This is a genomic window from Ruegeria sp. BC6 (assembly GCF_056539185.1).
The window spans coordinates 43,237-69,885 of the sequence record NZ_JBQFUM010000004.1 but is presented as its reverse complement, the minus strand read 5'-3'; the positions used below and the strand labels follow the sequence as shown (position 1 = coordinate 69,885).

The following is a 26,649-nucleotide window of genomic DNA, read 5'->3' as shown; positions in this document are numbered from 1 at the left end:
TTACGCTGCTTCGTTGCTGAGGTCTTTGAGGATGTCGCCGAGGATTTCGTCACGAGATTTCTTCGGCTCGAGTCCGGCCATCAGGTCCGGGGCGGTCCCCGGTGCCTTTTCGGCAGATTGCGAGATGCTGAGAAGGGTTTCCTGCTGCTCGCGCATGAAATCCGACAGGACGGCCCGAACATTTTCCAGAACGGCTGCGATCTGGGTTTCTTCGAGATCCTTGGTGATCGAATTGGCTTCTGATGCGATCAGGCGGGTGTAGTCCGCCGCATAGGCTTCAAACCCTTTCCGGCGTTGCCACCAGCGACGCCACCATGTGCTTTGAAGGTCCAGCGCGATCGTTCTGCCAATGCCCAATGGCGGCGGTACGCGCGGCACAATGGGCGCCTCGATGCTGAATTCGCCCAAGTGGTTACCCAGAAGCTTCTGATACAGGGCCTCGACATCCGCGGCGGCTGCGGAATACAGCGCGCCGGCGTCCTTGCGCATTGCGCGGGCAAAGCTGAAATAGGCGGCCTTCTGAAGGGTGCGAAGCCCGGCCGGGTCGTATTGCCAGGTGCCCTGTTCGCCGTTCTGCTCGAGATGCGCGATCAACGAGTCCGTGGCACGTTTGACGAAGTTTGCCTCGGCCGAAGCCAGACGTTCCAACACCTTGTCGCGCAGGGATGTCGTCAGTGCAGCAGCTTTCTTGTCATATTCGGCTGCGGCGGTGGCGATCGCATCTTCGGGTGACACGCCGTCAAGATCGCGAACAACGCCGTCTCCGCCCGACAGGCTCTTGGCGACCGAGGTGGCGCGAATCTGACTTGCGATGTTGCGGGCGCGGTGACGGACACGGTCCAGAAGGCGCGTGCCTGCGCCTAGGGCGATACGTTCGTTCATGGCCAACAGCAGGTCAGGCAGACCAGAAAGGGCCCAGATCTTGTCCAGCGACGCGGCCTGATCTCCAAAGCCGGCGGCCAGATAGAACGTGTTGAGGGCCTGGCGGGAGTCGTCGGTGAGAATATCGGGGTTGCCGGTCAGCGCGGCTTCGGCCCACAGCGCACTGCCGAAAACTACGCTGGTGCTTGTGTCGATTCCGTTTTGCTTGAGCGTATCCTGAATCCGGTCGCGAATTTCGGGGACTTGCTTGACCGGGTCGGTCAGCTCGTCGATCCGGTTGACGAACAGGACGATCTGCCGGTTCTCGAACTGCGCGATGATCCGCATCAGCGCCATGTCCATCGTGGTCAGCGCCTGGCTTGCCGCCAGGACCACGACGCAGACTTCCGATCCGCGCAGGCTGCGCAGAGTGATCTGTTCGCGCACCATGAACGTGTCGTTGACGCCCGGCGTGTCGCACAGTTTCAGCGCGATCGGGTACTGCGGAATGTCCATGTACAATTCCGCGGCTTTGGTCACGTCGGCGAACCGGCCCGTTTTCGGGTTGATGTCCGGATCGTCTTCGTCACCCAGGCAGACATAGCGCTGGATCAGCTCTTCGTCGAAGTAATCGTATTGGTGGCTTTGGCCCAGGATCAGGTCGAAGTGCTTGCCTAGGCGTTCCTCGGACTTGGCCTTCATCTGCGCGATCTGACGGCGGATGTCCTCCATCTCGTCATCGGCGCCTGCACGATTGGCCAGTTCGCCCAAACGGCCACCGCCTACCATCAGATTGTCCCATTCTTCCTGCTCGAAGAAGGTGAACTTGGATCTGTATTCACCGGGCATGCGGGTGTTGATGTTCAGCGTGGTCACAACCGAGGTCCACGGGTTCACATCCGACGGCAGCAGACCAGGCCGACCGGCCAGAATGTTGACGATCGAAGATTTGCCCGCCTTCACCTGGCCGACGAAAGTGACGCTGGCGGTGAAGTTTTCCATACGGGTCTTGAGCGTGGCAAGCCGCGCAGTCGAGCGCGCATCCGCCACCTCTGTCAGTTGGTCGATCTGTGTCGTCAGTGCGGACATGGCTTCCGACATCGGCGCCAATGCCTCGTTTCCTACGGACAAAAGGTGGTCGTTGCGGGCCATGTTCAGCCTCCGGTTCCGGTTGCAGCGATTTGGGTATGCTCGGATTCCGTCAAACTGGCAGGCGCCATGCCTGAAAAGCTGTCGATCCGGGCGATCAGTTCGAGAGCGTTGCCCAGCATCTCGGCCTCGGTTCCAGGCGAGATGGTGTCGAAGGCCCGCGAATCGGCCAGCACTTCGATCGAGCTGAACCGGGTGCCATTGTCCAGGCGCGCGACCCGACGTCCGGTTGGAAATCCATTGGATTTGGCCGATGGAAGGGGCATTCGCGCATTAGCCAACAGGTATTCGTTGCCCTCATGCGTCTTCAGGGCAATGCCGAAACCCGTGTTCGGGAATTGCTGGTTGAGGTTTTTGAGCTCGCCGACAAAGCTTTCTCTTGCAAGAAAGACGACGTCTTGCTCGGTGGCAGCGGAGTTGATCTGTTCGGTCACGACTGAGACCCTTGTACTGGAGTTGAGCAAAAAACTCGTACGGTGCCGAAAAGGCGAAAAAGACTCATTAACTCCTTGGTAGACAGAATTACCTTCATCGCGGTGTTATTTTGACGTGATTGAGATATTTTGGCGTTTGAAATGTGGCGCAATTATGGTGACCGTTGCATGACAATGCCGCAACTTCAGGATGTAATAATCAAAATAGACAGGACCGCCGGGTTTGAAACCGGGGTGTGTTTCGGCGTGCGATTTGTTTTGTCGTGATGAATTCGACTGATGGTTAGTGTTTTGTAAAATAAATGAAAAACGGAAAACCAGATCAGAGGATGAGTTCACGCCACGGCAGAAGGCGGAGGGACCGCATTGCTATTGGTTCAGTGCGAGGTTGATAAGGGTGGTCGAGACGTCCCAATGTGATCCACAACGTCAGCGAGAATTTAGCAATTTTTGAAAATTTTGGAATGTGTCCAAAAACAGAACAATTATGGCGCTTTGTTTCGCTCCGAAAACGACGGGTTTCCGCGTCAAGAAATCCATTTGGCGATAAAAATAAACCGGGAAGCCGGATGCCAAACATTCTGGCGCCGTTGCGCGGGTCGATCTTCCCCTCGCCTAGGTCATTTCCATTGTTTCCGAACGAGGGTCAATATTCCGCCGCAGACGGCAAGATTTCCTCTCGCGCTTGTCCAAAAGGTTTGTTATCAGCCCTTCCATTCGGCGCGTCGGCGCCGTGTTGCGGGTGTGGCGAAATTGGTAGACGCACCAGATTTAGGTTCTGGCGCCGCAAGGCGTGGGGGTTCAAGTCCCTCCACCCGCACCATTTTATTTCTTACCGATCATGCTGCGTGGGCGGATGCTAAGGCGCTACAAAGACGCCGCCGCGCGGCTGGCCTGGTCATAGTGGCCGGACAGGGCCCGCAGATCGCGGGCCAGGTCCCTCAGATCCGGGCCCGACAGGTCGGTGGCTGACAGCCCTTCCAGCAGGCATTGCTGGCGAACTTTCCGGTAGGCGTCGCATAGCTCCACTCCCTCGGGCGAGGTGCGGTAGAACACCTCTTTCCCACGCTTTTCCGACGTCAGAAGCCCAGCCTTCAGCAGTTTCCGCAGGGCGTAGTTCACGGTGTGGCTGTCCTCGATGTTCAGAAGAAAGCAGATGTCGGTCAGGCGCTTGTCGCGTCCGCGGTGGTTGACGTTGTGCAGGATCAGGATGTCGAGCGGTCCCAGATCGGCCTGCCCGGCTGCGGCCATGCAACGGGTCATCCAGCGTGAGAACGCATTATAGACAATGATCAGGCCGAATTCGAGTTCGGAAAGTTCCCAGCCTTCGCCCTCGGCCAAGTGGCGAGAGGAAACGATGCGGCGTGTGTCGGGGGAAGAATCGGTCATATTGCGGCCTTTTGATCTGCAAAACGCTGAGAAATTATCAGTGTTTTGGCATGAAGCGCGTGTGTTTTCAACGTGTTGACCTTTGCAGTTTTCAGCGTTTTGGTCAAAACGATAACAAAACGTTGACAAATCGTAAACGTTGAGTCAGCTTCTGCGCCAGAACTCAAGCAGGGAGAGCCAAAATGAAAATGATGAAATTTGCCGGTGGCGCGGTTGCCGCGCTGGCCGGGTTGGCCATGCAGGTGCAGGCCGAGACCTGGGACATGCCGACGCCCTATCCGGACGCCACCTTCCATACCGTGAACATCCACGACTTCGCCAAGGACGTGACCGCGGCCACAGACGGCGCCCTTGAAATCAAGGTCCATTCCGCAGGTTCGCTGTTCAAGCACCCCGAGATCAGCAAGGCAGTCCGCAGCGGCCAGGTGCCCGTCGGAGAGTTTTTTCTGTCGTTGCTGGCCAATGACAACCCGGCCTTCGGCGCAGACTCGCTGCCGTTCCTGGCCACCAACTATGACGACGCCCAAAAGCTGTGGGCGGCACAGAAAGACGTGATCAACGGTCTGCTGGACGAGCAAAGCATGATGGTGCTGTACGCGGTGCCGTGGCCGCCGCAGGGCCTGTACACCACCAAGGAAATCAACAGCGTGGATGACCTGGCGGGCCTGAAGTTCCGCACCTACAACGCCACGCTGGAAGAATTCGCCAACCTGGCGGGCGCCGCGCCCACGCAGGTCGAGGTTCCGGATATTCCGCAGGCCTTCAGCACCGGCCGGGTCGAGGCGATGATCACCTCGCCCTCGACCGGGGTGAATTCGAAGGCGTGGGACTTTCTGACCCACTACACCGACATCCAGGCCTGGATTCCCAAAAACGTGGTCGTGGTGAACAAGCGCGCCTTCCGCCGTCTGGATGACGCGACCCAGGCCGCCGTTCTCGAGGCTGCCGCCGCCGCCGAAGCCCGCGGCTGGGAAATGAGCCAGGCCGAGACCGCCAAGCAGACCGCAGTTCTGCAGGAAAACGGCATCACCGTGGTACAGCCATCCGAAGAGTTGATGGCTGGCCTGCGTGAAATCGGCGCGCAGATGCTCGAAAACTGGAAGGCCAACGCCGGCGAGGACGGTGCCGCGTTGCTGCAGGCCTATCAGCAGTAAACGACCCGAACCGGCCGGGCGCCAAACGCCCGGCCGGGTTCGACAACAAGGGGAGGGGATGGCGATGCTGCGGCGCAGTCTTGATTTCATCTATCGTGCGGCCGGCGGATTGGCGGCGCTGTTCATTCTGGCCATCGTCGTGCTGGTCTTTGCGCAGGTCGGGTTGAACCTGGCCGACAAGATCTGGGCCGCGCTGACCGGGCAGGGCGTGGGCCTGACCATCCCGTCCTATGCCGATTTCACCGGATTCTTTCTGGCCGCATCCAGCTTTCTGGCGCTGGCCTATGCGCTGCGCGCCGGCGGGCATATCCGGGTGACGCTGCTGATCGGGCGGATGCCCAAGCGGCCGCGCCGCCTGACCGAGATCTGCGTGGTGACGATTGCCCTGGCCATGAGCGCCTATGCCACCTGGTATATGGGCCTGCTAGTTCTGGAGTCGCTGGAATATGGCGACCGCAGCCCGGGCATGGTCTCGGTGCCGTTGTGGATCGTGCAGATGCCGGTCCTGCTGGGACTGGCCATCCTGACTCTTGCCCTTGTCGACGAACTTGTCGGTCTGCTGGCGGGCCACGCGCCCAGCTGGGACGGCAAGGGCGAAAACCTTCTGAGCGAATAGGGCCAGCAGATGTCGATTGCCACGCTTTCCATCATTCTTCTTGTTCTGTTGTTCGCCTTTCTGGGGTCGGGCCTGTGGGTGGCGTTTTCGCTGCTGGGGGTCGGGATCGCGGCGATGGCGCTGTTCTCCGATGCGCCGCTGGGGCTGGTCATGGCGACCACCTTGTGGGGGCACAGCAATTCCTGGGCGCTGGCAGCGCTTCCGCTGTTCATCTGGATGGGCGAGATTCTGTTCCGCTCGCGCCTGTCCGAGGACATGTTCACCGGCCTGTCGCCTTGGATGAACCGGCTGCCGGGGCAGTTGCTGCATGTGAACGTCTTTGCCTGCGGGATCTTTGCGGCTGTGTCCGGGTCGTCGGCGGCCACCGCGGCCACGATCGGCAAGCTGTCGATCCCGGAACTCTCGCGCCGCGGCTATCCCGAGAAGATGATCATCGGCACGCTGGCCGGCTCGGCCACGCTGGGCCTGCTGATCCCGCCGTCGATCATCCTGATCGTCTATGGCGTGGCGACCGAGCAATCCATCGCCCGCCTGTTCGTCGCAGGGGTTCTGCCGGGCCTGCTGTTGGTGGGGCTTTTCGTGGGCTATGTCGCAATCTGGGCGCTGATCAACCGCGCGAACCTGCCCACCGAGGACATCCGCGCGAGTTTCGCGGAAAAACTGCGTCGCTCGCGCCGACTGGTGCCGGTGATCCTGCTGATCGTCGGTGTGATCGGCTCGATCTATGCCGGGATCGCCTCGCCCACCGATGCGGCCGCCGTGGGCGTGGTGCTGGCGCTGCTGCTGTCCTGGCGCGAGGGCACGTTGACCCGGGCCAGTTTCGTCGATGGGCTGATGGGGGCCACCGTGACCTCGTGCATGATCGCCTTCATTCTCGCAGGGGCCTCGTTCCTGACCGTGGCGATGGGCTTCACCGGCATTCCGCGTGTTCTGGCGGAATGGATCGGGTCGCTGGGCCTGTCCACCTTCACGCTGCTGGCGGCGCTGACCGTGTTCTTCGTGATCATGGGATGCTTTCTGGACGGGATCTCGGTCGTGGTGCTGACGGCTTCGGTCATCATGCCGATGGTGATGCAGGCGGGGATCGACCCGCTGTGGTTCGGCATCTTCCTGGTGATCGTGGTCGAGATGTCGCAGATCACCCCGCCGGTCGGCTTCAACCTGTTCGTGCTGCAATCGCTGACCGGGCGCGACATCCTGCGGGTGGCGCATGCGGCGCTGCCGTTCTTCTTCCTGATGATCGTGGCGCTGGTGATCATCGTGGCTTTTCCCGGCATCGTGACCTATCTGCCGAACCAGATGTGACGGGAGCGATGCAGGATTTTCCGATCATACGAACCGCCGGGGTGGACGGGCTGTTGATCAGCTTTGCCGCCGCACTCAGCGAACCGGCCAACCGGGCTGCGCTCGCCTTTCGCGCCGCGCTCGAGGCGGAGGGCTGGGCGGGGGTTGAGGAAACCTCGTCCTCACTGGTCTCGGCCTTCGTCCGGTTCGATCCGCTGCGCCTGACGCATGACGCGTTGCACCGGCAGGTGCAGGCGCTGCTGGACCAGCGCGACTGGTACGCGGCCGACCTGCCCGGCGGGCGCAGGTTCTGGCGGGTGCCCACCGTCTTTGGCACGGATCTGGCACCGCAGTTGGGGCAGGCGGCGCAGGCGGCGGGCCTGTCCGAGGCCGAGGCGATCCGGTCGCTGTCCCAGGCGCGGGTGCGTGTGCAGACCATCGGCTTTGCCCCCGGTCAGCCTTATCTGGGTGAATTGCCGCCCGCCTGGGACATTCCAAGGCAAAAGGAATTGACCCCGCGCGTACCCGAAGGTGCGCTGGTGGTGGCGCTGCGGCAGCTTGTGCTGTTCTCGGTCACCACGCCGACCGGATGGCAGCATGTGGGCCAGACCGCCATCCGTCTGTTCCAGCCCGATATGCAAGAACCTTTCCTGCTGCGCCCCGGGGATGAGGTGCAGTTCACCCCCACCGACCCGGAAACGCTGGCGCGGATGCGCAGCGATCCGCGCGGCGGCGCCAGTTGCGAGCCGTTGGCATGAGCGCGCATCTGACCATATTGCGCGCGGGGGCCGGCCTGACGGTGCAGGACATGGGGCGACCCGGTTATCTGGACATGGGCCTGTCGCGCGGTGGTGCGGTGGACCGGCTTGCATTGGCCGAAGGCGCAGCGCTGCTGGGACAGGCCGACAGTCTTGCCGCCCTGGAAATGGCCGGTATGGGCGGCGAATTCCAGGCCGATCAGGATCTGCGCATCGCCCTGACTGGCGCGCGGATGCGGGCGCAGATCGACGGCGCGACCGCAGTCTGGAACGCCTCGCACCTCCTGCCTGCGGGCGCCCGGCTCAGCATTGGGCCGGCCGTAGCCGGCAGCTATGGATACCTCAGCATCGGCGGCGGGGTGCAGGGCGACCCGGTTCTTGGCGCCCGTTCGGCGCATCTGACGGCTGGGATCGGAGCCGTGCTGAAGGCGGGGGACCGGCTGGCGATCGGCCTGGACGCGGGCGGTGCAACCGGCATGACCTTTGACCCCGAGGACCGGTTCTCGGGCGGGGAAATCCGCATCGTGGCCAGTTTCCAGACCGACCTGTTCGCCGGCGACGTTCTGGAGCGGCTGCAAACCACTACGTTCCGCCGGGACGCGCGCGCCAACCGCATGGGCGTGCGGCTGGAAAGCGACGGACCAGGCTTTCATGTCTCGGGCGGGCGCAGCGTGCTGTCGGAAACCATCGTGCCGGGTGACATCCAGGTCACCGGCGACGGCACGCCCTTCGTGCTGTTGGCCGAGTGCCAGACCACCGGCGGTTATCCCCGCATCGGCACCGTTCTGCCCTGCGACCTGCCCAAGGTGGCGCAGGCCCCGGTCGGGGCCGACCTGCGGTTCCGTTTCGTGTCGCTGGACGAAGCGGTGACTGCCGAGCGCGCCGCGGCGCAAGCCCGCGCCGCGCTACCCCGGGCGCTACGCCCGCTGATCCGCGATCCGCGCAGCATGTCCGACCTGCTATCCTATCAACTGATCAGCGGCGCCATCGCCCGCGAAGAGGACGTTTTGTAGAAAAGGAGCCTGTGCCATGGCACATCAAGTCGATCTGAACGCCGATATGGGCGAAAGCTTTGGCCCCTGGAAAATGGGCGATGACGCGGCGCTGCTGAAGATCGTGACGTCGGCCAACGTGGCCTGCGGGTTTCATGCGGGCGACTGGGACGTGATGGCCACGACGATGGCGCAGGCGGTCGAAAACGGCGTGAGCATCGGCGCGCATCCCGGCTTTGCCGATCTGCACGGCTTTGGGCGTCAGCGGATGCACTATCCCCTGCCGTCGCTGCAGAACCTGATCCGCTATCAGGTCGGCGCGGCGCAGGCGATGGCACGGGCGGCCGGCGGGCAGGTGCGTCATCTGAAATTGCACGGCGCGCTGGCCAACATGGCGTCCGAGGATCAGGCGATGGCACGGGCCTGCTACGAGGCGGCGCTATCGGTGGCACCGGATCTGATCATCATGGTTCTGGCCGGAACCGCCCAGCAACGCGCCGCGCGAGACCTGGGCTGTCCGGTGGCCTGCGAGATCTTTGCCGATCGCGCCTACAACGATGACGCCACGCTGGTCGACCGCAGCCTGCCCGGCGCGGTGATCCACGACCCTGACCGGGCCGCCGCGCGCATGGTCGAGATGGTCAAGGCCGGGGCGATCATCACTGAGAGCGGCAAGCATATCCCGACTCGCATCGACACGATCTGCCTGCACGGAGACACGCCGACGGCGGTGTCGATTGCGGCAGGTGTCCGCCGTGCCCTCCAGAAGAGCGGGGTGGAGCTCAAGCAGTTCGCCGGTGGCCCTGCCTAGGCTTCTCGATTGACGCGGCTGTTCAATGCGTCCCGCGTTCGATGACGCTGGGGTCCAAAAAGATACTCTCTTCCGGACGTCCGGGATCGACGAGCCTACGCTCCAGCAGCGCAATGATCGCGTCAACGGCGGCGTCGATGGGGTTCCGGACTGTCGTCAGGCGGAATGTCGGCCATTTCGCCATGGCGATGTCGTCGAAGCCAACAATCGCCAAATCGCCGGGTACGTTCAGAGACAGATCGCGTGCGGCCGAAAGCGCCCCAATCGCCGTGGCGTCATTGGCGCAGACAAGCGCATCCAGAGAGGCGCGGGACAGCAGGCTGCGCGCGGCGCCGTATCCGCTGTCGACCGAGTAATCAGTCGGGTGTTCGGCCACGAGGTCAAGCCCTGCCCGATCCAGCGCCTGGAGGACCCCGGCGCGACGCCGCGAAGACGAGTAGAACTCCTCGGGTCCGCTGAGAAACCCAAACCGGCGCCGCCCCCTGCTGATCAGCAAGTCGGTGATCATGGTCATGCCATCGGCATTGCGGCAACAGACATTGTCGACACGGGGCCCTTGAACGGGACGGCCTGACGAGATCATCGGGATGCCGAACCGCGCACATCTGTCCACGATTTCTTCGGACATGCTGCCGCCGCGCAGAATCAATGCGTCCAACGGATAGCGCAGCAGCTCTCGCAGCGCCTGATCCGTGTTGGCTCCGGTTCGGTCGATCAGAATGGGCCATTTCTTCAACCCGCTCAGGGCCTGGGCCAGTTCACCAACAAAGGCCGAGTCGTATGGGCTGCGCATGTTGCCGACGAAGACGGCGACCAAATTCGATTGCCCGGCTTTGAGGCCAGCGGCCAGGGCGTTCGGCTGATACCCGGTATCGGCTGCGATCTTGAGGATCCGTCGGCGCTTCTCGGAATCGACATAGGCACCGGGCGTGAAAGCGCGCGAAACAGCTGAACGCGAGACGCCCGCAAGGTCCGCAACGGTCTGGGCCGTTGCGCGCCGCGGGCGTTTTGCGTCCTTGTTTCTCTCGCTACACATGCGTTTCGCGTTCCGCCTGTTCAGAGGGTTTCAACATTCTTGCAATGAATCGAATCTTTCATCAAACTGTCACGGTTGGAAGCTAGTGAACACGTGTGCACATTTTGCGAAAGGTGTCAGCCTTTTTCTGGATGTGAAATATGTCATCGGGGAAAATACCCCATAGTTTCCAGGGCTTTGGCCCGCCCGTAGGGGCGCAACATGAATCGGAGGAACTACATGATAAACGTCAAAACAGGTGCTGCTGCTGCCGCGTTCGCGATGATGGCGAATACGGTCTCGGCCGAAGTCGAGATTACGTGGTGGCACGCCATGGGAGGAGCCCTGGGTGACACCGTCAACCAGATTGCCGAGGATTTCAACGCGTCCCAGGACGACTACAAGATCACGCCGGTTTTCAAGGGCACATATGAAGAGACCCTGACCGCCGGCATCGCCGCATTCCGTGCGGGTGAACAGCCCAACGTCCTGCAGGTATTCGACGCCGGCGCCGCCACCGTGATTGGCGCCAAGGGCGCGACCGTTCCGGTTCAGGACCTGCTGGAGCAGAACGGCGTTGCGTTCGACATCGAGGACTATATCTCGGGCGTTCGCTACTTCTATGCCGACAGCGACGGCAAGATGATCGGGATGCCGTTCAACTCGTCCTCGCCCATCATGTATTACAACGTCGATGCGCTGGAAAAAGCGGGTGTGACGCCGCCGAAAACCTGGGAAGAGTTCCAGACCGTGACGGCGCCCGCGCTTAAAGAGGCTGGCTATATCGGCTTGTCGCAGTCGCATCTGCCCTGGATCTTCACCGAGAACTTCCATTCGCGCCACGACCTGCCGTTTGCCACCAACGACAACGGCTATGAAGGCGCTGACGGCACCAAGATTCTTGTCAACAACGACGCGATCAAGGCACACTTCAGCGCCGTCAAAGACTGGAAGGACAACGGGTTCTTCGAATGGTACGGCACCGGCTGGAGCGACAACCAGACCCCGTTCGAAGAAGGCAAGGTTGCCATCTGGCTGGGCTCGTCCGGTTCGTTCGGCGGCCTGTCCAAGAAGGACCTGCCGTTCGAGTTTTCGGCCACCTTCCTGCCCTATTGGGAAGCTGTGACCAAGGAACCCAAGCAGACCTTCATCGGTGGCGCGGCCCTGTTCGCGATGGCCGGCAAGAGCGACGAGGAAAACAAGGCCACTGCGGCATTCTTCGAGTTCCTGACCAAGCCCGAAACCCAGTACATGTGGCACCGCGAGACCGGCTATGTTCCGATCACCACCGCCGCCTATGAAATGGCGAAGGGCGATGGTCACTATGACCGTGCTCCGGCCGCCGAAGTCGGCATCAAGCAGCTGTCGCTGCCTGCTGGTGAAAACACCAAGGGCTATCGCATGGGCTTCTACGTCCAGATTCGCGACGTGATGAACCGCGAATATGGCCGCATCCTGACGGGTGAAACCTCGGTCGAGGACGCCTTCAAGGCAATCGAGGACGAAGCCAACGGTCTGCTCGAGCGTTTCGCAAAGACCCAGAGCTGATCCCACTCGCCAAGAAACGGGCGGTCGCAGAAGTGCGACCGTCCTCCCTTTTTCGGAGTTTTCATGAAACGCGCTGGTTTTTCCACTCGCTGGCTGCCGGTTCTTCTGCTGTTGCCGCAGCTGTTGATCATCGCGGTCTTTTTCTACTGGCCTGCCGCTCACGCGGTGCAGTCTTCGTTCTTCCTGCAGGATCCGTTCGGGTTTGGGTCGACCTTCGTCGGGCTGGACAACTACAGCGACCTTGCCGGGAATTCCGAGTATCTCAGCATTGCCTGGTTCACGGTGATCTTCACCGTTTTGGTCACGTTCTTTTCGCTGTCGATCGCGTTGTTGCTGGCCGTGAAGGCCGACAATGTGCTGCGCGGCGCCAAGACCTATCGCACGCTGCTGATGTGGGTTTACGCCGTGGCGCCGCCGGTGGCGGGTTTCATCGGCCTGATCCTGTTCAACCAGAGCTGGGGGCCATTGACCGAACTGGCGCGCTCGATCGGGTGGGATTTCAAACTGGGCGTGAATTTCAATGACACCGCCACCGCGATGGTTATCGTTTCGGTCTGGAAACAGGTTCCGGTGAACTTCATCTTCTTTCTGTCTGGCCTGCAATCGATCCCGCGATCGGTGCGTGAGGCGGCTTTGATCGACAACCGCTCATCCACGGGTCGGTTCTGGGACGTGACTTTCCCCCTGCTGGCGCCGACCGGGTTTTTCCTGCTGATCATCAATATCACCTACGCATTGTTTGATACTTTCGGTGTGATCGACACGATGGTGAAGGGTGAGCCGGGCAACAACCCGATGACGTTGGTCTACAAGGTCTATGTGGACGGCTTCCGCGGCAACGACCTGGGTGGCAGCTCGGCGCAGTCGGTCGTTCTGATGGTTCTGGTTCTGGCCCTGACGGTGTTCCAGTTCCGGCTGGTCGAGCGCCGCATCCACTACACGTAAGGAGGGCAGACAATGACCGAAGCACATACCCCTGCGATGGCGTCCGCCACTTCACCCACCCAAACACGAAAGCGCGGCATCCGACTGTCCACGATCCTTGATCACACGATCCTGATCGTCGGATCGTTGTTCATGATGCTGCCGCTGCTGATGATCTTCCAGATGACGACCGTTCCGGATGTCGAGGTCATCAAGACCGGACCCAGCCTGACGATCGGGGACGAACTTGGCCCCAACTTCCAGAAGGCAATGTTCGAGGCCTCGGGCTTTTCCGGCCAGAACACGGGCATGAACATGCTCAAAAACTCGTTCATCCTGGGCATCGGTTTTGCCCTCGGCAAGATCATCATCGGCATGATGGCGGCCTATGCGATCGTCTATTTCCGGCTGCGCTTCGCCACGCTGGCTTTCTGGGTGATCTTCACCACGTTGTTGCTGCCGCTGGAGGTGCGCATTCTGCCCTCGTACGAAGTGGTGCAGAAGCTGGGGATGCTGAACACCTATCAGGGCCTCATCATCCCGCTGATCGCCTCGGCCACCGCCACGTTCTTCTTCAGGCAGTTCTTCCGCTCGGTTCCAGAAGAGTTGGTCGAGGCCGCGCGGATCGACGGCGCCGGCCCGGTGAAATTCTTCATCGACATCCTGGTGCCGCTGTCGCGTACGATGATTGCGGCGATGTTCATCATCATGTTCGTGTTCGGGTGGAACCAGTATTTGTGGCCCACGATGATCACCACCGAAGAGGACATGTTCACCCTGGTGCGCGGGATCAAGCAGATCACGCAGGTGCTGGAGGGCAACCGCATTCCCGAATACGGCCGGGCCAACCTGCTGGCGATAATCGCCATCATCCCCCCGGTCATGGTCGTCATCTTTTTCCAAAGCTGGTTCGTCAAGGGCCTGACGGAATCCGACAAGTAAGGCAGAATCAATGGCTCAGGTATCCCTGAAGAACATCCGAAAAATCTATCCCAACGGCGCCGAGGCGCTGACCCCGTCCAGTTTCGACATCGGTGATGGCGAATTCGTGGTTCTTGTCGGCCCGTCGGGCTGCGGCAAGTCCACTCTGCTGCGCATGGTGGCCGGCCTGGAAGAAATCACCGAAGGCGAACTGACGATCAATGGCCGCGTCATGAATGACGTTGACCCGGCCGATCGCGACATCGCCATGGTGTTCCAGAACTATGCGCTGTACCCGCATATGACCGTGCGCAAGAACATCGCCTATGGTCTGAAAAATCGAAAGACGCCCAAGGACGAAATCGAGCGCAAGGTGGCCGAAGCCGCTTCGATGCTGAACCTGAACGAGTTTCTGGATCGCAAGCCCTCGCAGCTGTCGGGCGGTCAGCGCCAGCGGGTCGCCATGGGGCGGGCCATCGTCCGCGACCCGGCGCTATTCCTGTTCGACGAGCCGCTGTCGAACCTCGATGCCAAGCTGCGCAACCAGATGCGGATCGAGATCAAGGCGCTGCAGCGGCGTCTGGGGGTGACCTCGATCTACGTCACCCATGACCAGGTCGAGGCGATGACCATGGCCGACCGCATCATCGTGATGAACGCGGGCCGGATCGAACAGATCGGCACCCCGGCCGAGATCTATCACCGCCCGGCCTCGACCTTCGTGGCCAGCTTCATGGGCGCTCCGCCGATGAACCTGATCGGCGCACGTCTGGAGGGCGGCCGCGTGATGATCAACGGCGACACGGTGCTTGCCACGGCCGAAGGGTCTGGCGCGGTGACTGTAGGTGTGCGACCCGAAGATGTACTGATCGGGGCGGAGGGCTCGATCGCCTTTCACGTCGACATCATCGAAGAGCTTGGCGCGCACCGCCTGTTGCACGGGCGTCTGGCAGATCAGGAGTTCACGATCCACGTGGGCAAGGATGTCGAAGCCGCGCCCGGAGAAACGCGGATCTCACTCAAGCCCGACGCGATCAGCCTGTTCCACCCGGAAACCGGAAAAGCCCTGTGATCACGAACATCGTGTCGTCTTTGCCGCCGGTCTCGGATGATGTCCGAGACCGCATATTGGCGGCGCCGCGAACGGCCGAGGCGCACCGCGCCCTGATGGCGCAGACACCGGCGATGAACGCGGTGCAACTGGGCGGAAACGCAACCCGGGACGTTCTGGGTGCACGTTTCTCGGCTGCGGCTTGGAATGTGGAACGCTGCCTGTTCCCCGAAGAAAGCGCAGCCCACCTGGCGGCTGTGACCCCGGACATCGTTCTGCTGTCCGAGGTGGACCACGGTATGTCCCGCACCGGTCAACGTCACACGACGGCAGAAATGGCCGACAAGCTGGGTATGGCCTACGCCTTTGGAGTTGAGTTCCACGAACTGGATCTGGGCGGTCCGACCGAGCGGGCCTTTTGCAAGGATGATTTCAACACCCTCGGGTGGCACGGGAACGCGATTCTGTCCTCGGTTCCGTTCAAACGCGTGGCTATGATCCGTCTTGACGACCATGGCCACTGGTTTGCGGCCGAGTCCGGGGCGTCGGATCCGCAACAACCGCGGCTGGGTGGCCGAATGGCGATTGCAGCAGAAGTCGCGACCGAGAACGGGCCTGTATGCGTGGTCTCCACCCATCTGGAAAGCAATGCTGCGGCGGCGCATCGCCATATGCAGTTTCAGCTTCTGCTGGATGCGCTCGATGAGTTTGCGCCCGGGGTGCCGGTGCTGATCGGTGGCGATCTGAATACCGGCAACCACCTGCCACCGGATTTCGACTGGCGCCGGGAAACCCTGTTTGCTTTGGCGGAGCAGCGCGGCTTTTCCTGGGAGTTCACGACCGAAGGCCACACCACCCGGCCCAGCCTGATCACGCCGCACCCGGACCGGGTGATGAAGCTGGACTGGTTCGCCGGCAAGGGGCTGATCTGCCGCGACCGGGGTCTGCTTTCGTCGCTGACCGCTGACGCCAAGCCGCTCTCGGATCATGACTGTGTCTGGTGCACGGTTGAGGTGCCTGACGCCGGGTGACTCCGGCCTGTCCGCGATATTTGGTCACGTGGCCCAACGTCCCGATGAATTTCGGGGCGTTTTTTCGCGGTTCGACTGTGGAAAACGGTTTGGAAACCCCATAAGAACGAGGCCACCTATTCAACAGGCGGAAAACCAGTCCAGTGTTTGACCTCCCCGCGCAGCGCGCGCATCTTGCCGAGAAATTCGATCTGACTCCGTCGCCCGAGCTGGCCGCCAGCCTGAGCGACATCTACGACCGCATGTCGCGTGTCGTCACGCCAGCGGATTGGGCGATCTACGCGCCCTATGTCAAGGCGATCAACGAACTGAAAGCCGAACGCAACGCGGTGATCCTGGGCCACAATTACATGACGCCCGAGATCTATCACGGCATTTCCGATTTCGTCGGCGACAGCTTGCAACTGGCCATCAAGGCGACCGAGGTCGAGGCCGACGTGATCGTGCAATGCGGCGTACATTTTATGGCCGAGACCTCGAAGATCCTCAGCCCGGAAAAGACGGTTCTGATGCCAGACATGGAGGCCGGCTGTTCGCTGGCCGAGTCGATCACTGCCGAAGGCATCGCCGAGATGCGCCGCCGCTATCCCGGCGCGCCGGTCGTGTCCTATGTGAACACCACGGCCGAGGTGAAGGCGGCATCCGACATCTGCTGCACCTCGTCCAACGCGGCGCAGATCGTGGCGGCGATGGACAGCGACACGGTCATCATGACCCCCGACCAGTACCTGGCGCAGAATGTGGCGCGCGACGTGCCGCAGAAGAACGTGGTCTGGTGGGAAGGCTCGTGCATCGTGCACGAACAGTATACGGCGCAGGACCTGCGCGAGTTCCGCGAATGGAACCCGGGCACCCGCCTGATCGCGCATCCTGAATGCCCGCCCGACGTGGTGGCCGAGGCCGATTTCTCGGGGTCTACCAGCGGCATCATCAAATACGTCACCGACGAACAGCCCGAAAAGGCGATGCTGATCACCGAGTGTTCGATGGCGTCGAACATCGCCGACGCGCTGCCGCAGGTCGATTTCGTCGGCCCCTGCAACATGTGCCCCTACATGAAGAAGATCACGCTGGAAAAGGTGCTGTATGCGCTGGACACCATGACCGGTCAGGTCGAGGTTGACCCCGACGTGGCGGAAAAAGCGCGCCTTTCGGTTCAGCGGATGATCGACCTGTCGCGCAAGCTGGGAATTTGATCGGGGCGATGCAGACGGTCTCGACCCCTCGGGTGGTCATCATCGGCGGCGGGCTGGCCGCGGTCTATACCGCGCTCAAGCTCGACCCGCACCCGGTGGTGATGATCTCGCCCGAGCCGCTGGGCTCGGGTGCCAGTTCGGCCTGGGCACAGGGCGGGGTGGCGGCCGCGATGGACCCGTCCGACAGCCCCGAAGCCCATGCCCGCGACACGATGCGCGCCGGTGCAGGGTCGGTCCTGCAGGAAGTGGCCGAGTTCGTCACCCGCGCGGCGCGGGATCACATTCTGGACCTTTCCGATCTGGGCACTGGGTTCGACCGGGACGCCGATGGCGGGTTCATCCAGTCGCAGGAGGCCGCCCATTCGGTGGCCCGCGTGGTGCGTGTCAAAGGCGACCAGGCCGGTGCCGAGATCATGCGCGCCCTGATCGCCGAGCTGCGGCGGCGTGCTTCGGTCCAGGTGATCGAAGGGGCGCTGGCGGTGGGGCTGGAAAGCGACGGGGCCAAGGTCTCGGGCGTATATCTGGCGCCGACCGATGCGCCGGGGGCCGAACCGGTGCTGCTGCGCGGGGCGGCGCATGTATTGGCCACGGGCGGGTCGGCGGGGCTCTATGCCCGCACCACCAACCCGGCACGGATCCGCGGGCAGGGGATCGGCATGGCCGCGCGGGCCGGAGCTCGGATCGCCGATGCCGAGTTCATTCAGTTTCACCCCACCGCGATCGACGTGGGCGAAGACCCGATGCCGCTGGCCACCGAGGCCCTGCGCGGCGAGGGCGCCGTACTGATCAACCGCCACGACGAACGGTTCATGCAAGGCATCCACCCCGATGCCGAGCTGGCCCCACGTGATGTCGTGGCGCGCGCCGTCTATCTGGAAACCAAGGCCGGCAACCGGCCCGCGCTGGATACGCGCGCAGCGATCGGCGCGGCGATCCGCAGTCAGTTTCCGGCGGTGACCGAGGCCTGCCTGCGCAACGGTGTCGACCCCGTGACCCAACCGATCCCGGTGGCGGCGGCGGCGCATTACCACATGGGCGGCGTGGCCACCGACCTGAACGGCCGCAGTTCGCTGGCCGGGCTCTGGGCCTGTGGCGAAGCGGCCTCGACCGGGTTGCACGGGGCGAACCGGCTGGCCTCGAACGGTCTGCTTGAGGCGCTGGTCTTTGCCCGCGCCTGCGCCCGTGACATTGCGGGCACCCTGACGGTGGCCGACGCGCCCGAGGTGCGGCTGCGCCTGCCATCGGGCGGCACCGAGCCCGACCCCCAAGCCGTAGCCGAACTGCGCCAAGTCATGACCGATGGCGTGGGCGTGGTCCGCGACGCCGACGGGCTGCGCCGCGCCTTGGGCCGGATCGCCGAGTTGGAGTCGCTGCACGGGCAGTCGCACCTGTTCCGCAACATGACCGCAACCGCCACGCTGATCGCGGCAGCAGCGCTGATGCGCACCGAAAGCCGCGGCGCGCACTATCGGTCGGATTGTCCGGATACGGCCGAAAGGCCGGGGCGGCGGTCTGATCTGACATTGGACGAGGCCGTGGCGCTGCGGTCGAAAATCTTCAAGGAAACCGCAACATGCATCATGCCACTGTCCCCGACCTGATCCTCGAACCGATGGTCCGCGCCGCGCTGACCGAGGATCTGGGCACGTGTGGCGACATCACCACCCGCACCGTGATCCCGGCGGGCGTGACCTATGCCGCGCGGCTGAACGCGCGCGAGGATGCGGTTGTGTCGGGCATGCAGGTGGCGGCCCTGGCGTTCCGGCTTGTGGATCCGACGCTGAAGATCACGCCGCTTGTGGCCGACGGGGACCGTTGCACCAAGGGCCAGACCCTCATGGAGATCACCGGCAGCGCGGCCTCGATCCTGTCTGGCGAACGCGTGGCGCTGAACTTTGCCGGTCGTCTGACCGGGGTGGCGACCCTGACCGCCAGGCTGGTGGCGCAGACCGCCGGGACCAGGGCGCGCATCACCTGCACCCGCAAGACCACGCCGGGCCTGCGGATCGTCGAGAAACTGGCCGTGTTGCATGGCGGCGGGTTCAACCACCGCCATTCGCTGTCCGACGCGATCCTGATCAAGGACAACCACATCGCCGCCGCCGGCGGCGTGCGAGCGGTGCTGGGGGCGGTCAAGGCGCGTGCTTCGCACATGATGAAGGTTGAGATCGAAGTGGACCGACTGGACCAGCTGGCCGAGGTTCTGGAAACCGGCGGCGCCGATGTGGTGCTGCTGGACAACATGACACCGGACATGCTGGCCGAGGCCGTGGCGATGGTGGGCGGACATCTGGTGACCGAGGCGTCAGGCAATGTCACCGTGGCCACGGTGGCCGAGATCGCGGCCACCGGGGTCGACTACATCTCGTCCGGGGCGCTGACCCATTCCTATCGGACAGTCGATCTGGGTCTGGATTTCTGATCACGGATCAGGACGGTTTCGGCCATTCGATTGGATCCAGCCGGAAGTATTTGGACAGCTGTCCGTAGAACTCGGGCGCGGTATCCCTAAGGGCCTCGGGACGTTCAAAGAACAGCTCGACAGTGACGGCAAAGAACTCCTCGTGTCCGGTGGCGCCATAGGGGTCGATCACCGTGCGCCGGCCCGTCTCGACCGCGTGCAGATGCGCGTCATACGCGGCCAGAAAAACACGCTCCCACTCGGCATAGCTTTGACCCTTGGCCAGTACGGGCACACCGTTGGTGCCTCCGGACAGATCATCCAACTGATGCGCGAATTCATGAAACACGACGTTGTGTCCGTCATGATCGTTTGCCGCGCCCTGCCGGCTGTGCGCCCAGGACAGGATCACCGGCCCCCGATCCCAGCTTTCGCCGGTACGGATGATCTCTTGTTCGGTCACGACATAGCCACTGTGCCGCTGTTGGCGGGACTTGAAGGCGTTTGGGTAGATCAGGACCGTCGTCAGATTGTCGTACCATTGGTCCGAGTTGACGACCAGAAGGCAGGCCTGTGCGGCAATCGACAGACGCATATCGTCCGTGACCTCCAGACCGTCGCAGCCGATGAAATCGACCTGATTCAGGAACAGGTTGATCTTGCCTTCCAAAGTGGCACGCAGCTTGGCAGGCAGCCGCTCGAGGATCGGTACCATCGCATGGATGGTCCGCCGCTCGTCATCGCTCAGCGGTGTTTGCAGCAGCGCGGCCCTGGCCCTGGACTTCGACCAGAAATACCAGGCCACCAGACCGGCGATTGTCGCAACAAGGGTCAGAAAAAGCACCATGTGGCGACGGTATCTCTATTGCCCCACCTCGGAAAGCGGATTCACTCGGTCGAGGGCTGCGTGAAGTGTGCCAGCCAAGGCCGTTCGACATCCATGCCCTGATACAGTGCATGCAGCAGCAGATGTGCCGTCACCGGATCAGGGGCAAGGGGGCGTCGGTCCAGTCGCCCCTCCTTGACCGCCGTATCGGCGTCGAAGATCACCGCATCCTCTTTGATGGTGGTCACCACACGAAGCTGGGCAAGCGTTTCGGGGTCAACCGCGGTCGGGTCATCCGAAAGGATCACGAAATCGGCCAGTTTGCCCACCTCGATCGATCCCTTCTGGTCTTCCTCGAAATGCTGCCATGCCGGCCAGATCGTCATCGCCTTGAGCGCCGTCATCACATCGACCCGTTGATGCGGGCCCAGGATGTCGCCAGATCGGGTGCGCCGGGTGACCGTCGCGGCCAGAACCCGCATGCTGTCGGGAAACGCCACGGGCGCGTCGTGATGCGTACCGAACATCATGCCGCGTTCTGTCACCCAGCCGGTGGGCGAGATGTTGTCGGCATTGACCGGCCCGACCGTGTGGTCGCGGTGCCAATCGCCCCAGTAGAAGGTGTGCATCGGAAACAGCGAGGGGAACACGCCCAATCGTTTGAGGCTGGCCACCTGATCCTCGCGCAGGAACTGACCGTGCACCAGAACCGGCCGGTTGCCCGGATCGCCATAGGTCAGCTGCGCCTCGTCGATGGCAGCGATCAGCATGTCCGTGGCCCCCTCGCCATTGGAATGGGTCAGGATTTGATGGCCGTTCTCGAAACACCAGTTCACCGCATCCTGCAACTGTTCGCGCGTGATGGCGGCGTATCCGGCATAGCCGGGCGGGTAATCCCCGACCGGATCGTAGTAGGGCCGATCCCGCAACGCGGTAAACCCTTGCGGCGAACCGTCGATTGTCAGCTTGCACCCGCCGACTCGCACCCCGTCGGCATAGGTGCGCGAGGCGTCCGACTCGATGAAGTCGCGCGATTCCAGAACGTCGGGAAAGGCCACGACGTCGATGGGAAGGTCGCCGTCCGCGGCCACCCGGCGCAGGGCTTGAACCGCCGCGCCCGAGGTGCGCCCCTCTTGCGCGGTGGTGTAGCCAAAGCGCGCCCACATCCGGCTGCCGGCGCGCGCGAAAGTCTGCAGCCCGTCTTCGCCGACACTGCCAAGCAGGGGCACCAAGGCGCCGAAAAATGCGTATTCCTCCAACACGCCGTTCGGCTCGCCGGCCTCGTCCTTTCGGATCACACCTCCGGGCGGGTTCTCGGTTTCTGCGGTGATCCCGGCCAGTTCAAGTGCCTTGGAATTGCCCACCCCCAGATGGCCCGATTGGTGGATGATCATGATCGGAACGTCGCGCGATACCGCGTCCAGTTCGGAACGGGTAGGGTGGCGCAGTTCGGCCAGTTGTGCGTTGTCATAGCCAAAGCCGATGATCATCCCCATCGCTTTGACCGTGTCACCATTGGCCTCGGTCCACGCGGACAACGCCGCCTGCAGGCTGGCAATGTCGGTGACCTTGCCATCCGGTGGGGCCAGCAGGTTCGCCGACAAGGCTTGCAAACCGCCCATGACCACGTGGCCGTGGCTGTCGACAAAACCGGGCAGCATTGCGCGCCCGTCCAGATCAAAGATCGTCGTGTCGTCGCCCTGGTGGCTGCGCATCTCGGCCAGTTCACCTACCGCGATGATCCGCCCATCCTTGACCGCGACCGCCTGTACCGTGGGCCTGGCGTCATCGATCGTCAGTATCGGACCGCCGGTATAGATCGTGTCCGCGATCTGTTGGGCCAAAGCCATGTTGCCGAGGGTCAGACCGGCAGCAACGCTCACGGCAGACAGGGACAAAAGACGCATTCCGAACCTCCAGCAGCATATGGCAATGCGCTGGAGTCTAGCACGAAGTTGGCGTCCGGCCCGTGCAATGTTGAATTGCTGATCCGACGTCGGCGTTTACTTGAGCGCGCGCGCCAGGAATTGCCGTGTGGCGTCCTGCTGCGGGTGGTCGAACAGCTGCTCGGGCGGGCCTTCCTCGACGATGCGGCCGTTCTGCAGGAAACACACCTTGTCGGCGGCCAGCCGGGCAAAGCCCATCTCGTGGGTGGCCATCACCATCGTCATGCCCTGCTGTTTGAGCATCAGCAGCACGTCCAGAACCTCGCCCACCAATTGCGGGTCCAGAGCCGAGGTGATCTCGTCGAACAGCATAACCTCGGGCTGCATGGCCAATGCCCGCACGATGGCGACGCGCTGCTGCTGTCCGCCCGACAGTTGGTCGGGATAGTTGTGCATCCGGTCGGCCAGCCCGAAGCGTTCGAACATCTCTTCGATCTGGGGCAGCAGCTCGGCCCGCGTGCGGCCGCGCACGCGGCGCGGCGCCAGCATCACGTTGTCCAGCGCCGTCATGTGCGGGAACAGGTTGAAGCTCTGGAACACGATGCCGATGCGCGCGCGCACCGATTGCGGATCCAGACCCGGCGCCGAAATGTCGACCCCGTCCAGCAGAATCTCGCCATCCTCGATCGGTTCGAGCAGGTTGATACAGCGCAGAACGGTGGATTTGCCCGCCCCCGAAGCGCCGATCAGGCAGACCATCTGCCCCTCGTCAACGGTCAGGTCGATGCCGTCGCAGACGGTGCGGTCGCCAAAGCGTTTGACGACGTTGCGCAGGTTCAGTTTCGACATCAACGCCGCTCCCTCATCTGCTTGGCCATAAGGTGGTCGGCATAGCGCGTCGCCGGGATGGTGACGATCAGGAAGATGATCGCCGCGCCCACGTAAGGCGTGAAATTGGCCAGCAGCGACTTGAACACGCCAGCCTGGCGGAAGATCTCGACCGGGCCGATGAAGCTGAGAAGCGACACGTCCTTTTGCAGCGCAATCAGCATGTTCATCTGCGAGGGCACCACGTTGCGGACGGCCTGCGGCAGCACCACGTCGCGCATAACCTGGCCTTCGGTCAGGCCCAGCGACAGGGCGGCGGCGCGCTGGCTGTGATGCACGCTATCGATGCCCGAGCGGAAAATCTCGGCCACATAGGCCGAGTAGGTCAGGATCAGCGCCAGCGACCCCCAGATATAGGGCGAGTTCCACGGCCGGGTCAGGCCCAACCCGGGAATGCCGAAGCCGATCAGATAGACGGTCAGGATCACCGGCACGCCACGGAAGATGTCGGTGAAGGCCGCGCCGAAGACGCGCAACGGGAACAGCGCGGGTGATTTGGTGTCGCGGGCCAGCGCGATCAGCAGCCCCAGCACAGCGATCGCCGGTGCCGACCAGGCAAAGATCATCACGTTGATCTTGAAGGCCTCGAGCAGCTTCGGGAAGGTCTTGACCAGAACCTCGCCGTTGAAAAAGCTCTGCTGGACCTTGGCCCAGCCCGGCGCCAGCGGTACCAGCACGATCAGCGCCACGACGACCAAAACGGTGCTGGTCGCGGCGATCCGGATCGACCGCCGCCGCTGCTGCGCCTCAAAAAGTTCGCGGCGGGTCGGGCCCGCCGTTCTGTTTCGTGTCATATCACTTGATCAGCGGAACGCCCGTCGTGTCCTGCAGCCATTTGGCCTCGATCTCGGCCAGCTTGCCGCTTTCGGTCAGCGCGGCGATGGCCGCATCCACGCAGGATTTCAGCGGATTGCCTTCCTCCATCAACATGCCGAACTGGTCGGGGTTGTCGCCTTGATCGGCAGGGAACTGGCCGATCACCTTCGACCCTTCGATCATCACCGCGCTCAGGAACAGGGCGGTAGGCAGGTCGAACAGCGCGGCGTCGATCTGGTTCGCGGTCATGGCCGCGTTCACATCGGCATTGTCGCCATAGAGCAGCGGGTCGGCATCCGGCTGGATCACGCTGGCCAGTTTCGGCACGGCGGTGGTCGACCCGACCGCGCCCCATTGCAGGCCCTTCAGCGCCTCGAGCGTGGGCGGGGTATCAACGGCGTTTGCGCTGACCAGAACCGCCATCGGTGCGGTGTAGTAGGGGGCCGAGAAATCAACGACCTGATCGCGTTCGGGCGTGATCGAGTATTGCTGGATGTTCACGTCGAAATTCTTTGCGCCGGGCTGGATCGCCTCGTCAAAGGACGACCGGACCCAGACCACGTCATCCGCGGCAAAGCCCATCTCCTCGGCCACGGCATAGGCGACGGCGGCTTCAAAGCCCTGGCCGGATTCGGGCGCGTCATCCATCACCCACGGGTAATAGGCCGGGTTTCCGGTGGCCACGGTGAACTTGCCCTCGGTCAGGGTCTTGCCCGCGGCGCAGTGCCCGTCCGCAAGGGCCGAAGTTGCGGTGAACGCAAGGGTTGCGGCCGCGATCGAAAGCATCTTGGACATGGATCTGGGTCTCCTGTTGGGAATGTCGGGCCCACGGTAGTGTTGCCCGCCGACCCTGTCCAGTTGGTCGCGGTCTATGCCAGACACTGCAAGAAGTTCAAGTCGTCACGCAGGCGGAATGTTGTGGTTCACCCGGAACAGGTTGCCGGGATCGTACCGCCCCTTGATGCGCGACAGCTGCGTGGCATTGGCCCCGTAGGCGCCGGACAGGTGATCGGCCTCGTCTGCTGGCATGAAATTGACATAGGCACTGCCGGTTGCATGCGGCGTCATGCGGTCATAGAGCGCGCGTGCCCAGGCGATGCAAGTGTCATCCTTGGCCGGATCTTCCCAACGGGCGTGCACGTTCATGATGAAATGGGCCGAGCGTTGGGGATAGGCTGTCGCCGCAGCCTCGACCCGGGCCATCGCACCGCCGACATGGGCAATGAACACCTCGCAGGACGGGTCCGGAAGGGTCGAGATACTGTCCAGAAGCCCTGCGATTGCATCCGTGGGCAGGGCATCAAAATCGTGACTTTTCCAATAGTTTCGCGCGCCGGGGGTCAGCAGGGGGTCAAAAGCGGCTTGCCAGTCGACGAAGGCGTGCGGCGAGATCACGTCCACGATCGGGTCCCCGAGGGCGCGCAGCGGCTCCATCGCGGCTTTGCCGTTTTCGATGGGCCCGGCATAGCAGGCGGCAAAGATCAGCACCTCGCGCCCGTGCCAGTCTTCGGGAAGGAAGGGCAGGGGAGGGGCCTTGCGCATCACCGTCCAGACCGTCAGCTCGTCAGGCGCAGTGTCAGCGATCCGCGCGTATTCGGGCAGCAGGGCGGGGCCCTGCTCGATCGGATGCACCACAAGGCCGGACAGCACCTGCGGCCCCAGCGGGTGCAGGCGGAACTCGAACGAGGTGACCACGCCGAAATTGCCGCCACCGCCGCGAATGGCCCAGAACAGGTCCGGGTGGCTGCTTTCCGATGAGGTCACGATCGAGCCATCGGCCAGCACCACCTCGGCCGAGATCAGGTTGTCGATGGTCATGCCGAACTTGCGCGTTGTCCAGCCAAAGCCGCCGCCCAGTGTCAGCCCGGCGGTCCCGGTGGTCGAGTTGATGCCCGTCGGAACCACCAACCCGTGCGCCTGCGTCTCTCGGTCCACGTCACCCAGAACCGCACCCGGCGCCACACGCGCGGTGCGCGCCTTCGGGTCGACATGCACCGATTTCATCCGCGACAGGTCCAGCATCACCGCATCATCGGCCACGGCATGTCCGGCGATTTGGTGCCCGCCCGAGCGGACGGACATGATCAGCCCCGCTTCGCGCACGAAATTCACGGCCTTTTGCACATCGCTGGCCCCGAGCGCCCGGATCACAAAGCCGGGTTTGCGGTCGACGATGCTGTTCCAGGTGGTGCGGGCACTATCGTATTCGGGGCTGCCGGGAAGAAAGACGGATCCACGCAGCGACGCGTCCAAAGCGTCCAGCGCGTCTTGGTCCACGGATTTGGTGCTGCCGTTCAGCGTTATCAGGTCAAACATGATCAGTCCTCCAGATCAGGTGGACAGGTTTCCTGCGGTGCTGCCTCGGGCAATGGGTTGCGCGCCCCATTCGAGCGAAGGGCGCGCAATGCAAATTTGGTCGTGTCAGGCGAAGATACCGGGATCGATCCGATCAACTGGCGTGATGACGTCAGCCGGAATGTTCAGACGCTTGGCCGCCTTGCGCAGGCTTTCCGCGTCCGGCGCCTCGTACAGGCAGTAGGTTTTTCGCTTGTCCGCGCTCAGGAACGAGAAAATCCACTCGATCCCTTCTTCGTCGTTGATTTCCTTGATCTTTACCTTGTCATCGTCGCCAAGCTCAAGCTGTTCGGCGAAGTTCCGTTCGATGATGTACCTTGGCATTATGCACCCCCCTGCGCAT

25 protein-coding genes and 1 tRNA gene are annotated in these 26,649 nt (G+C 62.7%); 15 read left to right on the top strand and 11 right to left on the bottom strand.

Annotated features, from left to right (window positions below; translation table 11 throughout):
* Window positions 1-2,013 (bottom strand): dynamin family protein, encoded by a 2,013-nt coding sequence (locus ACR0MM_RS13045; RefSeq protein WP_480696575.1) that lies wholly within the window; start codon window positions 2,011-2,013, stop codon window positions 1-3.
* A gap of 2 nt (window positions 2,014-2,015) precedes the next feature.
* Complete coding sequence (locus ACR0MM_RS13040) at window positions 2,016-2,444, bottom strand: hypothetical protein (RefSeq protein ID WP_480696573.1); 429 nt, start codon at window positions 2,442-2,444, stop codon at window positions 2,016-2,018.
* Between the two features lie 738 nt (window positions 2,445-3,182).
* Between ACR0MM_RS13040 and ACR0MM_RS13035 the strand changes: the two genes are divergently transcribed.
* Window positions 3,183-3,267, top strand: a tRNA-Leu gene (locus ACR0MM_RS13035).
* 44 nt (window positions 3,268-3,311) lie between these two features.
* Here ACR0MM_RS13035 and ACR0MM_RS13030 read toward each other — a convergent pair.
* Window positions 3,312-3,833 carry a winged helix DNA-binding protein gene (locus ACR0MM_RS13030; RefSeq protein ID WP_093963275.1) on the bottom strand — a complete coding sequence of 174 codons (522 nt, stop codon included), beginning with the start codon at window positions 3,831-3,833 and terminating at the stop codon, window positions 3,312-3,314.
* Window positions 3,834-4,015: 182 nt separating this feature from the next.
* Between ACR0MM_RS13030 and ACR0MM_RS13025 the strand changes: the two genes are divergently transcribed.
* The 6 genes from ACR0MM_RS13025 to ACR0MM_RS13000 all read left to right on the top strand — a co-directional run bounded on the left by ACR0MM_RS13025 (window position 4,016) and on the right by ACR0MM_RS13000 (window position 9,448).
* Entirely contained in the window at window positions 4,016-4,987 is a 972-nt protein-coding gene (locus ACR0MM_RS13025) for a TRAP transporter substrate-binding protein (RefSeq protein ID WP_480696571.1), read from the top strand.
* Window positions 4,988-5,051: 64 nt separating this feature from the next.
* Window positions 5,052-5,603, top strand: coding sequence for a TRAP transporter small permease (locus ACR0MM_RS13020; protein WP_480696569.1), 552 nt, complete (start codon window positions 5,052-5,054; stop codon window positions 5,601-5,603).
* A gap of 9 nt (window positions 5,604-5,612) precedes the next feature.
* The gene (locus ACR0MM_RS13015; protein WP_170391549.1) at window positions 5,613-6,908 is read left to right on the top strand and encodes a TRAP transporter large permease; all 1,296 of its coding nucleotides are present in this window, start codon (window positions 5,613-5,615) and stop codon (window positions 6,906-6,908) included.
* An 8-nt stretch (window positions 6,909-6,916) separates the two neighbouring features.
* Window positions 6,917-7,645, top strand: a complete 729-nt coding sequence (locus tag ACR0MM_RS13010; RefSeq protein WP_170391548.1) for a 5-oxoprolinase subunit B family protein — start codon at window positions 6,917-6,919, stop codon at window positions 7,643-7,645.
* Window positions 7,642-8,658: a 5-oxoprolinase subunit C family protein gene (locus tag ACR0MM_RS13005; protein WP_170391547.1), complete on the top strand. Its 1,017-nt coding sequence runs from the start codon at window positions 7,642-7,644 to the stop codon at window positions 8,656-8,658. The genes ACR0MM_RS13010 and ACR0MM_RS13005 overlap by 4 nt, the downstream gene beginning before the upstream one ends.
* Window positions 8,659-8,674: 16 nt before the next feature.
* Window positions 8,675-9,448, top strand: a complete 774-nt coding sequence (locus ACR0MM_RS13000; protein WP_480696567.1) for a LamB/YcsF family protein — start codon at window positions 8,675-8,677, stop codon at window positions 9,446-9,448.
* A gap of 22 nt (window positions 9,449-9,470) precedes the next feature.
* On the opposite strand, the gene ACR0MM_RS12995 is transcribed toward ACR0MM_RS13000, so the two are convergent.
* Complete coding sequence (locus ACR0MM_RS12995; RefSeq protein WP_170529922.1) at window positions 9,471-10,484, bottom strand: LacI family DNA-binding transcriptional regulator; 1,014 nt, start codon at window positions 10,482-10,484, stop codon at window positions 9,471-9,473.
* Window positions 10,485-10,703: 219 nt separating this feature from the next.
* Here ACR0MM_RS12995 and ACR0MM_RS12990 point away from each other — a divergent pair, with 219 nt between their 5' ends.
* From ACR0MM_RS12990 to nadC, 8 genes are all read left to right on the top strand, one after another.
* Window positions 10,704-12,011: an extracellular solute-binding protein gene (locus ACR0MM_RS12990; RefSeq protein WP_437342565.1), complete on the top strand. Its 1,308-nt coding sequence runs from the start codon at window positions 10,704-10,706 to the stop codon at window positions 12,009-12,011.
* Between the two features lie 63 nt (window positions 12,012-12,074).
* Window positions 12,075-12,956, top strand: a complete 882-nt coding sequence (locus ACR0MM_RS12985; protein ID WP_093963282.1) for an ABC transporter permease subunit — start codon at window positions 12,075-12,077, stop codon at window positions 12,954-12,956.
* 36 nt (window positions 12,957-12,992) lie between these two features.
* Window positions 12,993-13,877: an ABC transporter permease subunit gene (locus ACR0MM_RS12980; RefSeq protein ID WP_170341801.1), complete on the top strand. Its 885-nt coding sequence runs from the start codon at window positions 12,993-12,995 to the stop codon at window positions 13,875-13,877.
* A gap of 10 nt (window positions 13,878-13,887) precedes the next feature.
* On the top strand, window positions 13,888-14,928 hold the full coding sequence (locus ACR0MM_RS12975; RefSeq protein WP_170365752.1) for an ABC transporter ATP-binding protein: 1,041 nt from the start codon (window positions 13,888-13,890) through the stop codon (window positions 14,926-14,928).
* Entirely contained in the window at window positions 14,928-15,938 is a 1,011-nt protein-coding gene (locus ACR0MM_RS12970; protein WP_480696936.1) for an endonuclease/exonuclease/phosphatase family protein, read from the top strand. Before ACR0MM_RS12975 ends, ACR0MM_RS12970 begins: the two co-directional genes overlap by 1 nt.
* A gap of 143 nt (window positions 15,939-16,081) precedes the next feature.
* On the top strand, window positions 16,082-17,134 hold the full coding sequence (gene nadA / locus ACR0MM_RS12965) for a quinolinate synthase NadA (protein ID WP_480696565.1): 1,053 nt from the start codon (window positions 16,082-16,084) through the stop codon (window positions 17,132-17,134).
* Window positions 17,135-17,142: 8 nt separating this feature from the next.
* On the top strand, window positions 17,143-18,735 hold the full coding sequence (locus ACR0MM_RS12960) for an L-aspartate oxidase (protein ID WP_480696563.1): 1,593 nt from the start codon (window positions 17,143-17,145) through the stop codon (window positions 18,733-18,735).
* Window positions 18,708-19,556, top strand: a complete 849-nt coding sequence (gene nadC, locus ACR0MM_RS12955) for a carboxylating nicotinate-nucleotide diphosphorylase (RefSeq protein WP_480696561.1) — start codon at window positions 18,708-18,710, stop codon at window positions 19,554-19,556. The genes ACR0MM_RS12960 and nadC overlap by 28 nt, the downstream gene beginning before the upstream one ends.
* 7 nt (window positions 19,557-19,563) lie before the next feature.
* On the opposite strand, the gene ACR0MM_RS12950 is transcribed toward nadC, so the two are convergent.
* From ACR0MM_RS12950 to ACR0MM_RS12920, 7 genes are all read right to left on the bottom strand, one after another.
* Complete coding sequence (locus tag ACR0MM_RS12950; protein ID WP_480696559.1) at window positions 19,564-20,382, bottom strand: M90 family metallopeptidase; 819 nt, start codon at window positions 20,380-20,382, stop codon at window positions 19,564-19,566.
* Between the two features lie 41 nt (window positions 20,383-20,423).
* The gene (locus ACR0MM_RS12945) at window positions 20,424-22,268 is read right to left on the bottom strand and encodes an amidohydrolase (protein WP_480696557.1); all 1,845 of its coding nucleotides are present in this window, start codon (window positions 22,266-22,268) and stop codon (window positions 20,424-20,426) included.
* A 96-nt stretch (window positions 22,269-22,364) separates the two neighbouring features.
* Complete coding sequence (locus ACR0MM_RS12940; RefSeq protein ID WP_480696555.1) at window positions 22,365-23,096, bottom strand: amino acid ABC transporter ATP-binding protein; 732 nt, start codon at window positions 23,094-23,096, stop codon at window positions 22,365-22,367.
* Window positions 23,096-23,929, bottom strand: coding sequence for an amino acid ABC transporter permease (locus tag ACR0MM_RS12935; protein WP_170541513.1), 834 nt, complete (start codon window positions 23,927-23,929; stop codon window positions 23,096-23,098). Before ACR0MM_RS12935 ends, ACR0MM_RS12940 begins: the two co-directional genes overlap by 1 nt.
* Before the next feature lies 1 nt (window position 23,930).
* Window positions 23,931-24,746, bottom strand: coding sequence for an ABC transporter substrate-binding protein (locus tag ACR0MM_RS12930; RefSeq protein WP_170421190.1), 816 nt, complete (start codon window positions 24,744-24,746; stop codon window positions 23,931-23,933).
* Window positions 24,747-24,851: 105 nt separating this feature from the next.
* On the bottom strand, window positions 24,852-26,267 hold the full coding sequence (locus tag ACR0MM_RS12925) for an FAD-binding oxidoreductase (protein WP_170541518.1): 1,416 nt from the start codon (window positions 26,265-26,267) through the stop codon (window positions 24,852-24,854).
* A gap of 105 nt (window positions 26,268-26,372) precedes the next feature.
* Window positions 26,373-26,630 carry a DUF4242 domain-containing protein gene (locus tag ACR0MM_RS12920; RefSeq protein ID WP_093963294.1) on the bottom strand — a complete coding sequence of 86 codons (258 nt, stop codon included), beginning with the start codon at window positions 26,628-26,630 and terminating at the stop codon, window positions 26,373-26,375.
* Between the last annotated feature and the right edge of the window lie 19 nt (window positions 26,631-26,649).

Bases quoted from the DNA above. Each gene is read 5' to 3' on its own strand.
- ACR0MM_RS12925 (WP_170541518.1), bottom strand. From the start codon at position 26,267: ATGTTTGACCTGATAACGCTGAACGGCAGCACCAAATCCGTGGACCAA.
- ACR0MM_RS13030 (WP_093963275.1), bottom strand. From the start codon at position 3,833: ATGACCGATTCTTCCCCCGACACACGCCGCATCGTTTCCTCTCGCCAC.
- ACR0MM_RS13005 (WP_170391547.1), top strand. From the start codon at position 7,642: ATGAGCGCGCATCTGACCATATTGCGCGCGGGGGCCGGCCTGACGGTG.
- ACR0MM_RS12985 (WP_093963282.1), top strand. From the start codon at position 12,075: ATGAAACGCGCTGGTTTTTCCACTCGCTGGCTGCCGGTTCTTCTGCTG.
- ACR0MM_RS12945 (WP_480696557.1), bottom strand. From the start codon at position 22,268: ATGCGTCTTTTGTCCCTGTCTGCCGTGAGCGTTGCTGCCGGTCTGACC.
- ACR0MM_RS12920 (WP_093963294.1), bottom strand. From the start codon at position 26,630: ATGCCAAGGTACATCATCGAACGGAACTTCGCCGAACAGCTTGAGCTT.
- nadC (WP_480696561.1), top strand. From the start codon at position 18,708: ATGCATCATGCCACTGTCCCCGACCTGATCCTCGAACCGATGGTCCGC.
- ACR0MM_RS12990 (WP_437342565.1), top strand. From the start codon at position 10,704: ATGATAAACGTCAAAACAGGTGCTGCTGCTGCCGCGTTCGCGATGATG.
- ACR0MM_RS12950 (WP_480696559.1), bottom strand. From the start codon at position 20,382: ATGGTGCTTTTTCTGACCCTTGTTGCGACAATCGCCGGTCTGGTGGCC.
- ACR0MM_RS13025 (WP_480696571.1), top strand. From the start codon at position 4,016: ATGAAAATGATGAAATTTGCCGGTGGCGCGGTTGCCGCGCTGGCCGGG.
- ACR0MM_RS12960 (WP_480696563.1), top strand. From the start codon at position 17,143: ATGCAGACGGTCTCGACCCCTCGGGTGGTCATCATCGGCGGCGGGCTG.
- ACR0MM_RS13045 (WP_480696575.1), bottom strand. From the start codon at position 2,013: ATGGCCCGCAACGACCACCTTTTGTCCGTAGGAAACGAGGCATTGGCG.
- ACR0MM_RS13010 (WP_170391548.1), top strand. From the start codon at position 6,917: ATGCAGGATTTTCCGATCATACGAACCGCCGGGGTGGACGGGCTGTTG.
- ACR0MM_RS12980 (WP_170341801.1), top strand. From the start codon at position 12,993: ATGGCGTCCGCCACTTCACCCACCCAAACACGAAAGCGCGGCATCCGA.
- ACR0MM_RS12995 (WP_170529922.1), bottom strand. From the start codon at position 10,484: ATGTGTAGCGAGAGAAACAAGGACGCAAAACGCCCGCGGCGCGCAACG.
- ACR0MM_RS12935 (WP_170541513.1), bottom strand. From the start codon at position 23,929: ATGACACGAAACAGAACGGCGGGCCCGACCCGCCGCGAACTTTTTGAG.
- ACR0MM_RS13015 (WP_170391549.1), top strand. From the start codon at position 5,613: ATGTCGATTGCCACGCTTTCCATCATTCTTCTTGTTCTGTTGTTCGCC.
- ACR0MM_RS12940 (WP_480696555.1), bottom strand. From the start codon at position 23,096: ATGTCGAAACTGAACCTGCGCAACGTCGTCAAACGCTTTGGCGACCGC.
- ACR0MM_RS12975 (WP_170365752.1), top strand. From the start codon at position 13,888: ATGGCTCAGGTATCCCTGAAGAACATCCGAAAAATCTATCCCAACGGC.
- ACR0MM_RS13020 (WP_480696569.1), top strand. From the start codon at position 5,052: ATGCTGCGGCGCAGTCTTGATTTCATCTATCGTGCGGCCGGCGGATTG.
- ACR0MM_RS13000 (WP_480696567.1), top strand. From the start codon at position 8,675: ATGGCACATCAAGTCGATCTGAACGCCGATATGGGCGAAAGCTTTGGC.
- ACR0MM_RS12930 (WP_170421190.1), bottom strand. From the start codon at position 24,746: ATGTCCAAGATGCTTTCGATCGCGGCCGCAACCCTTGCGTTCACCGCA.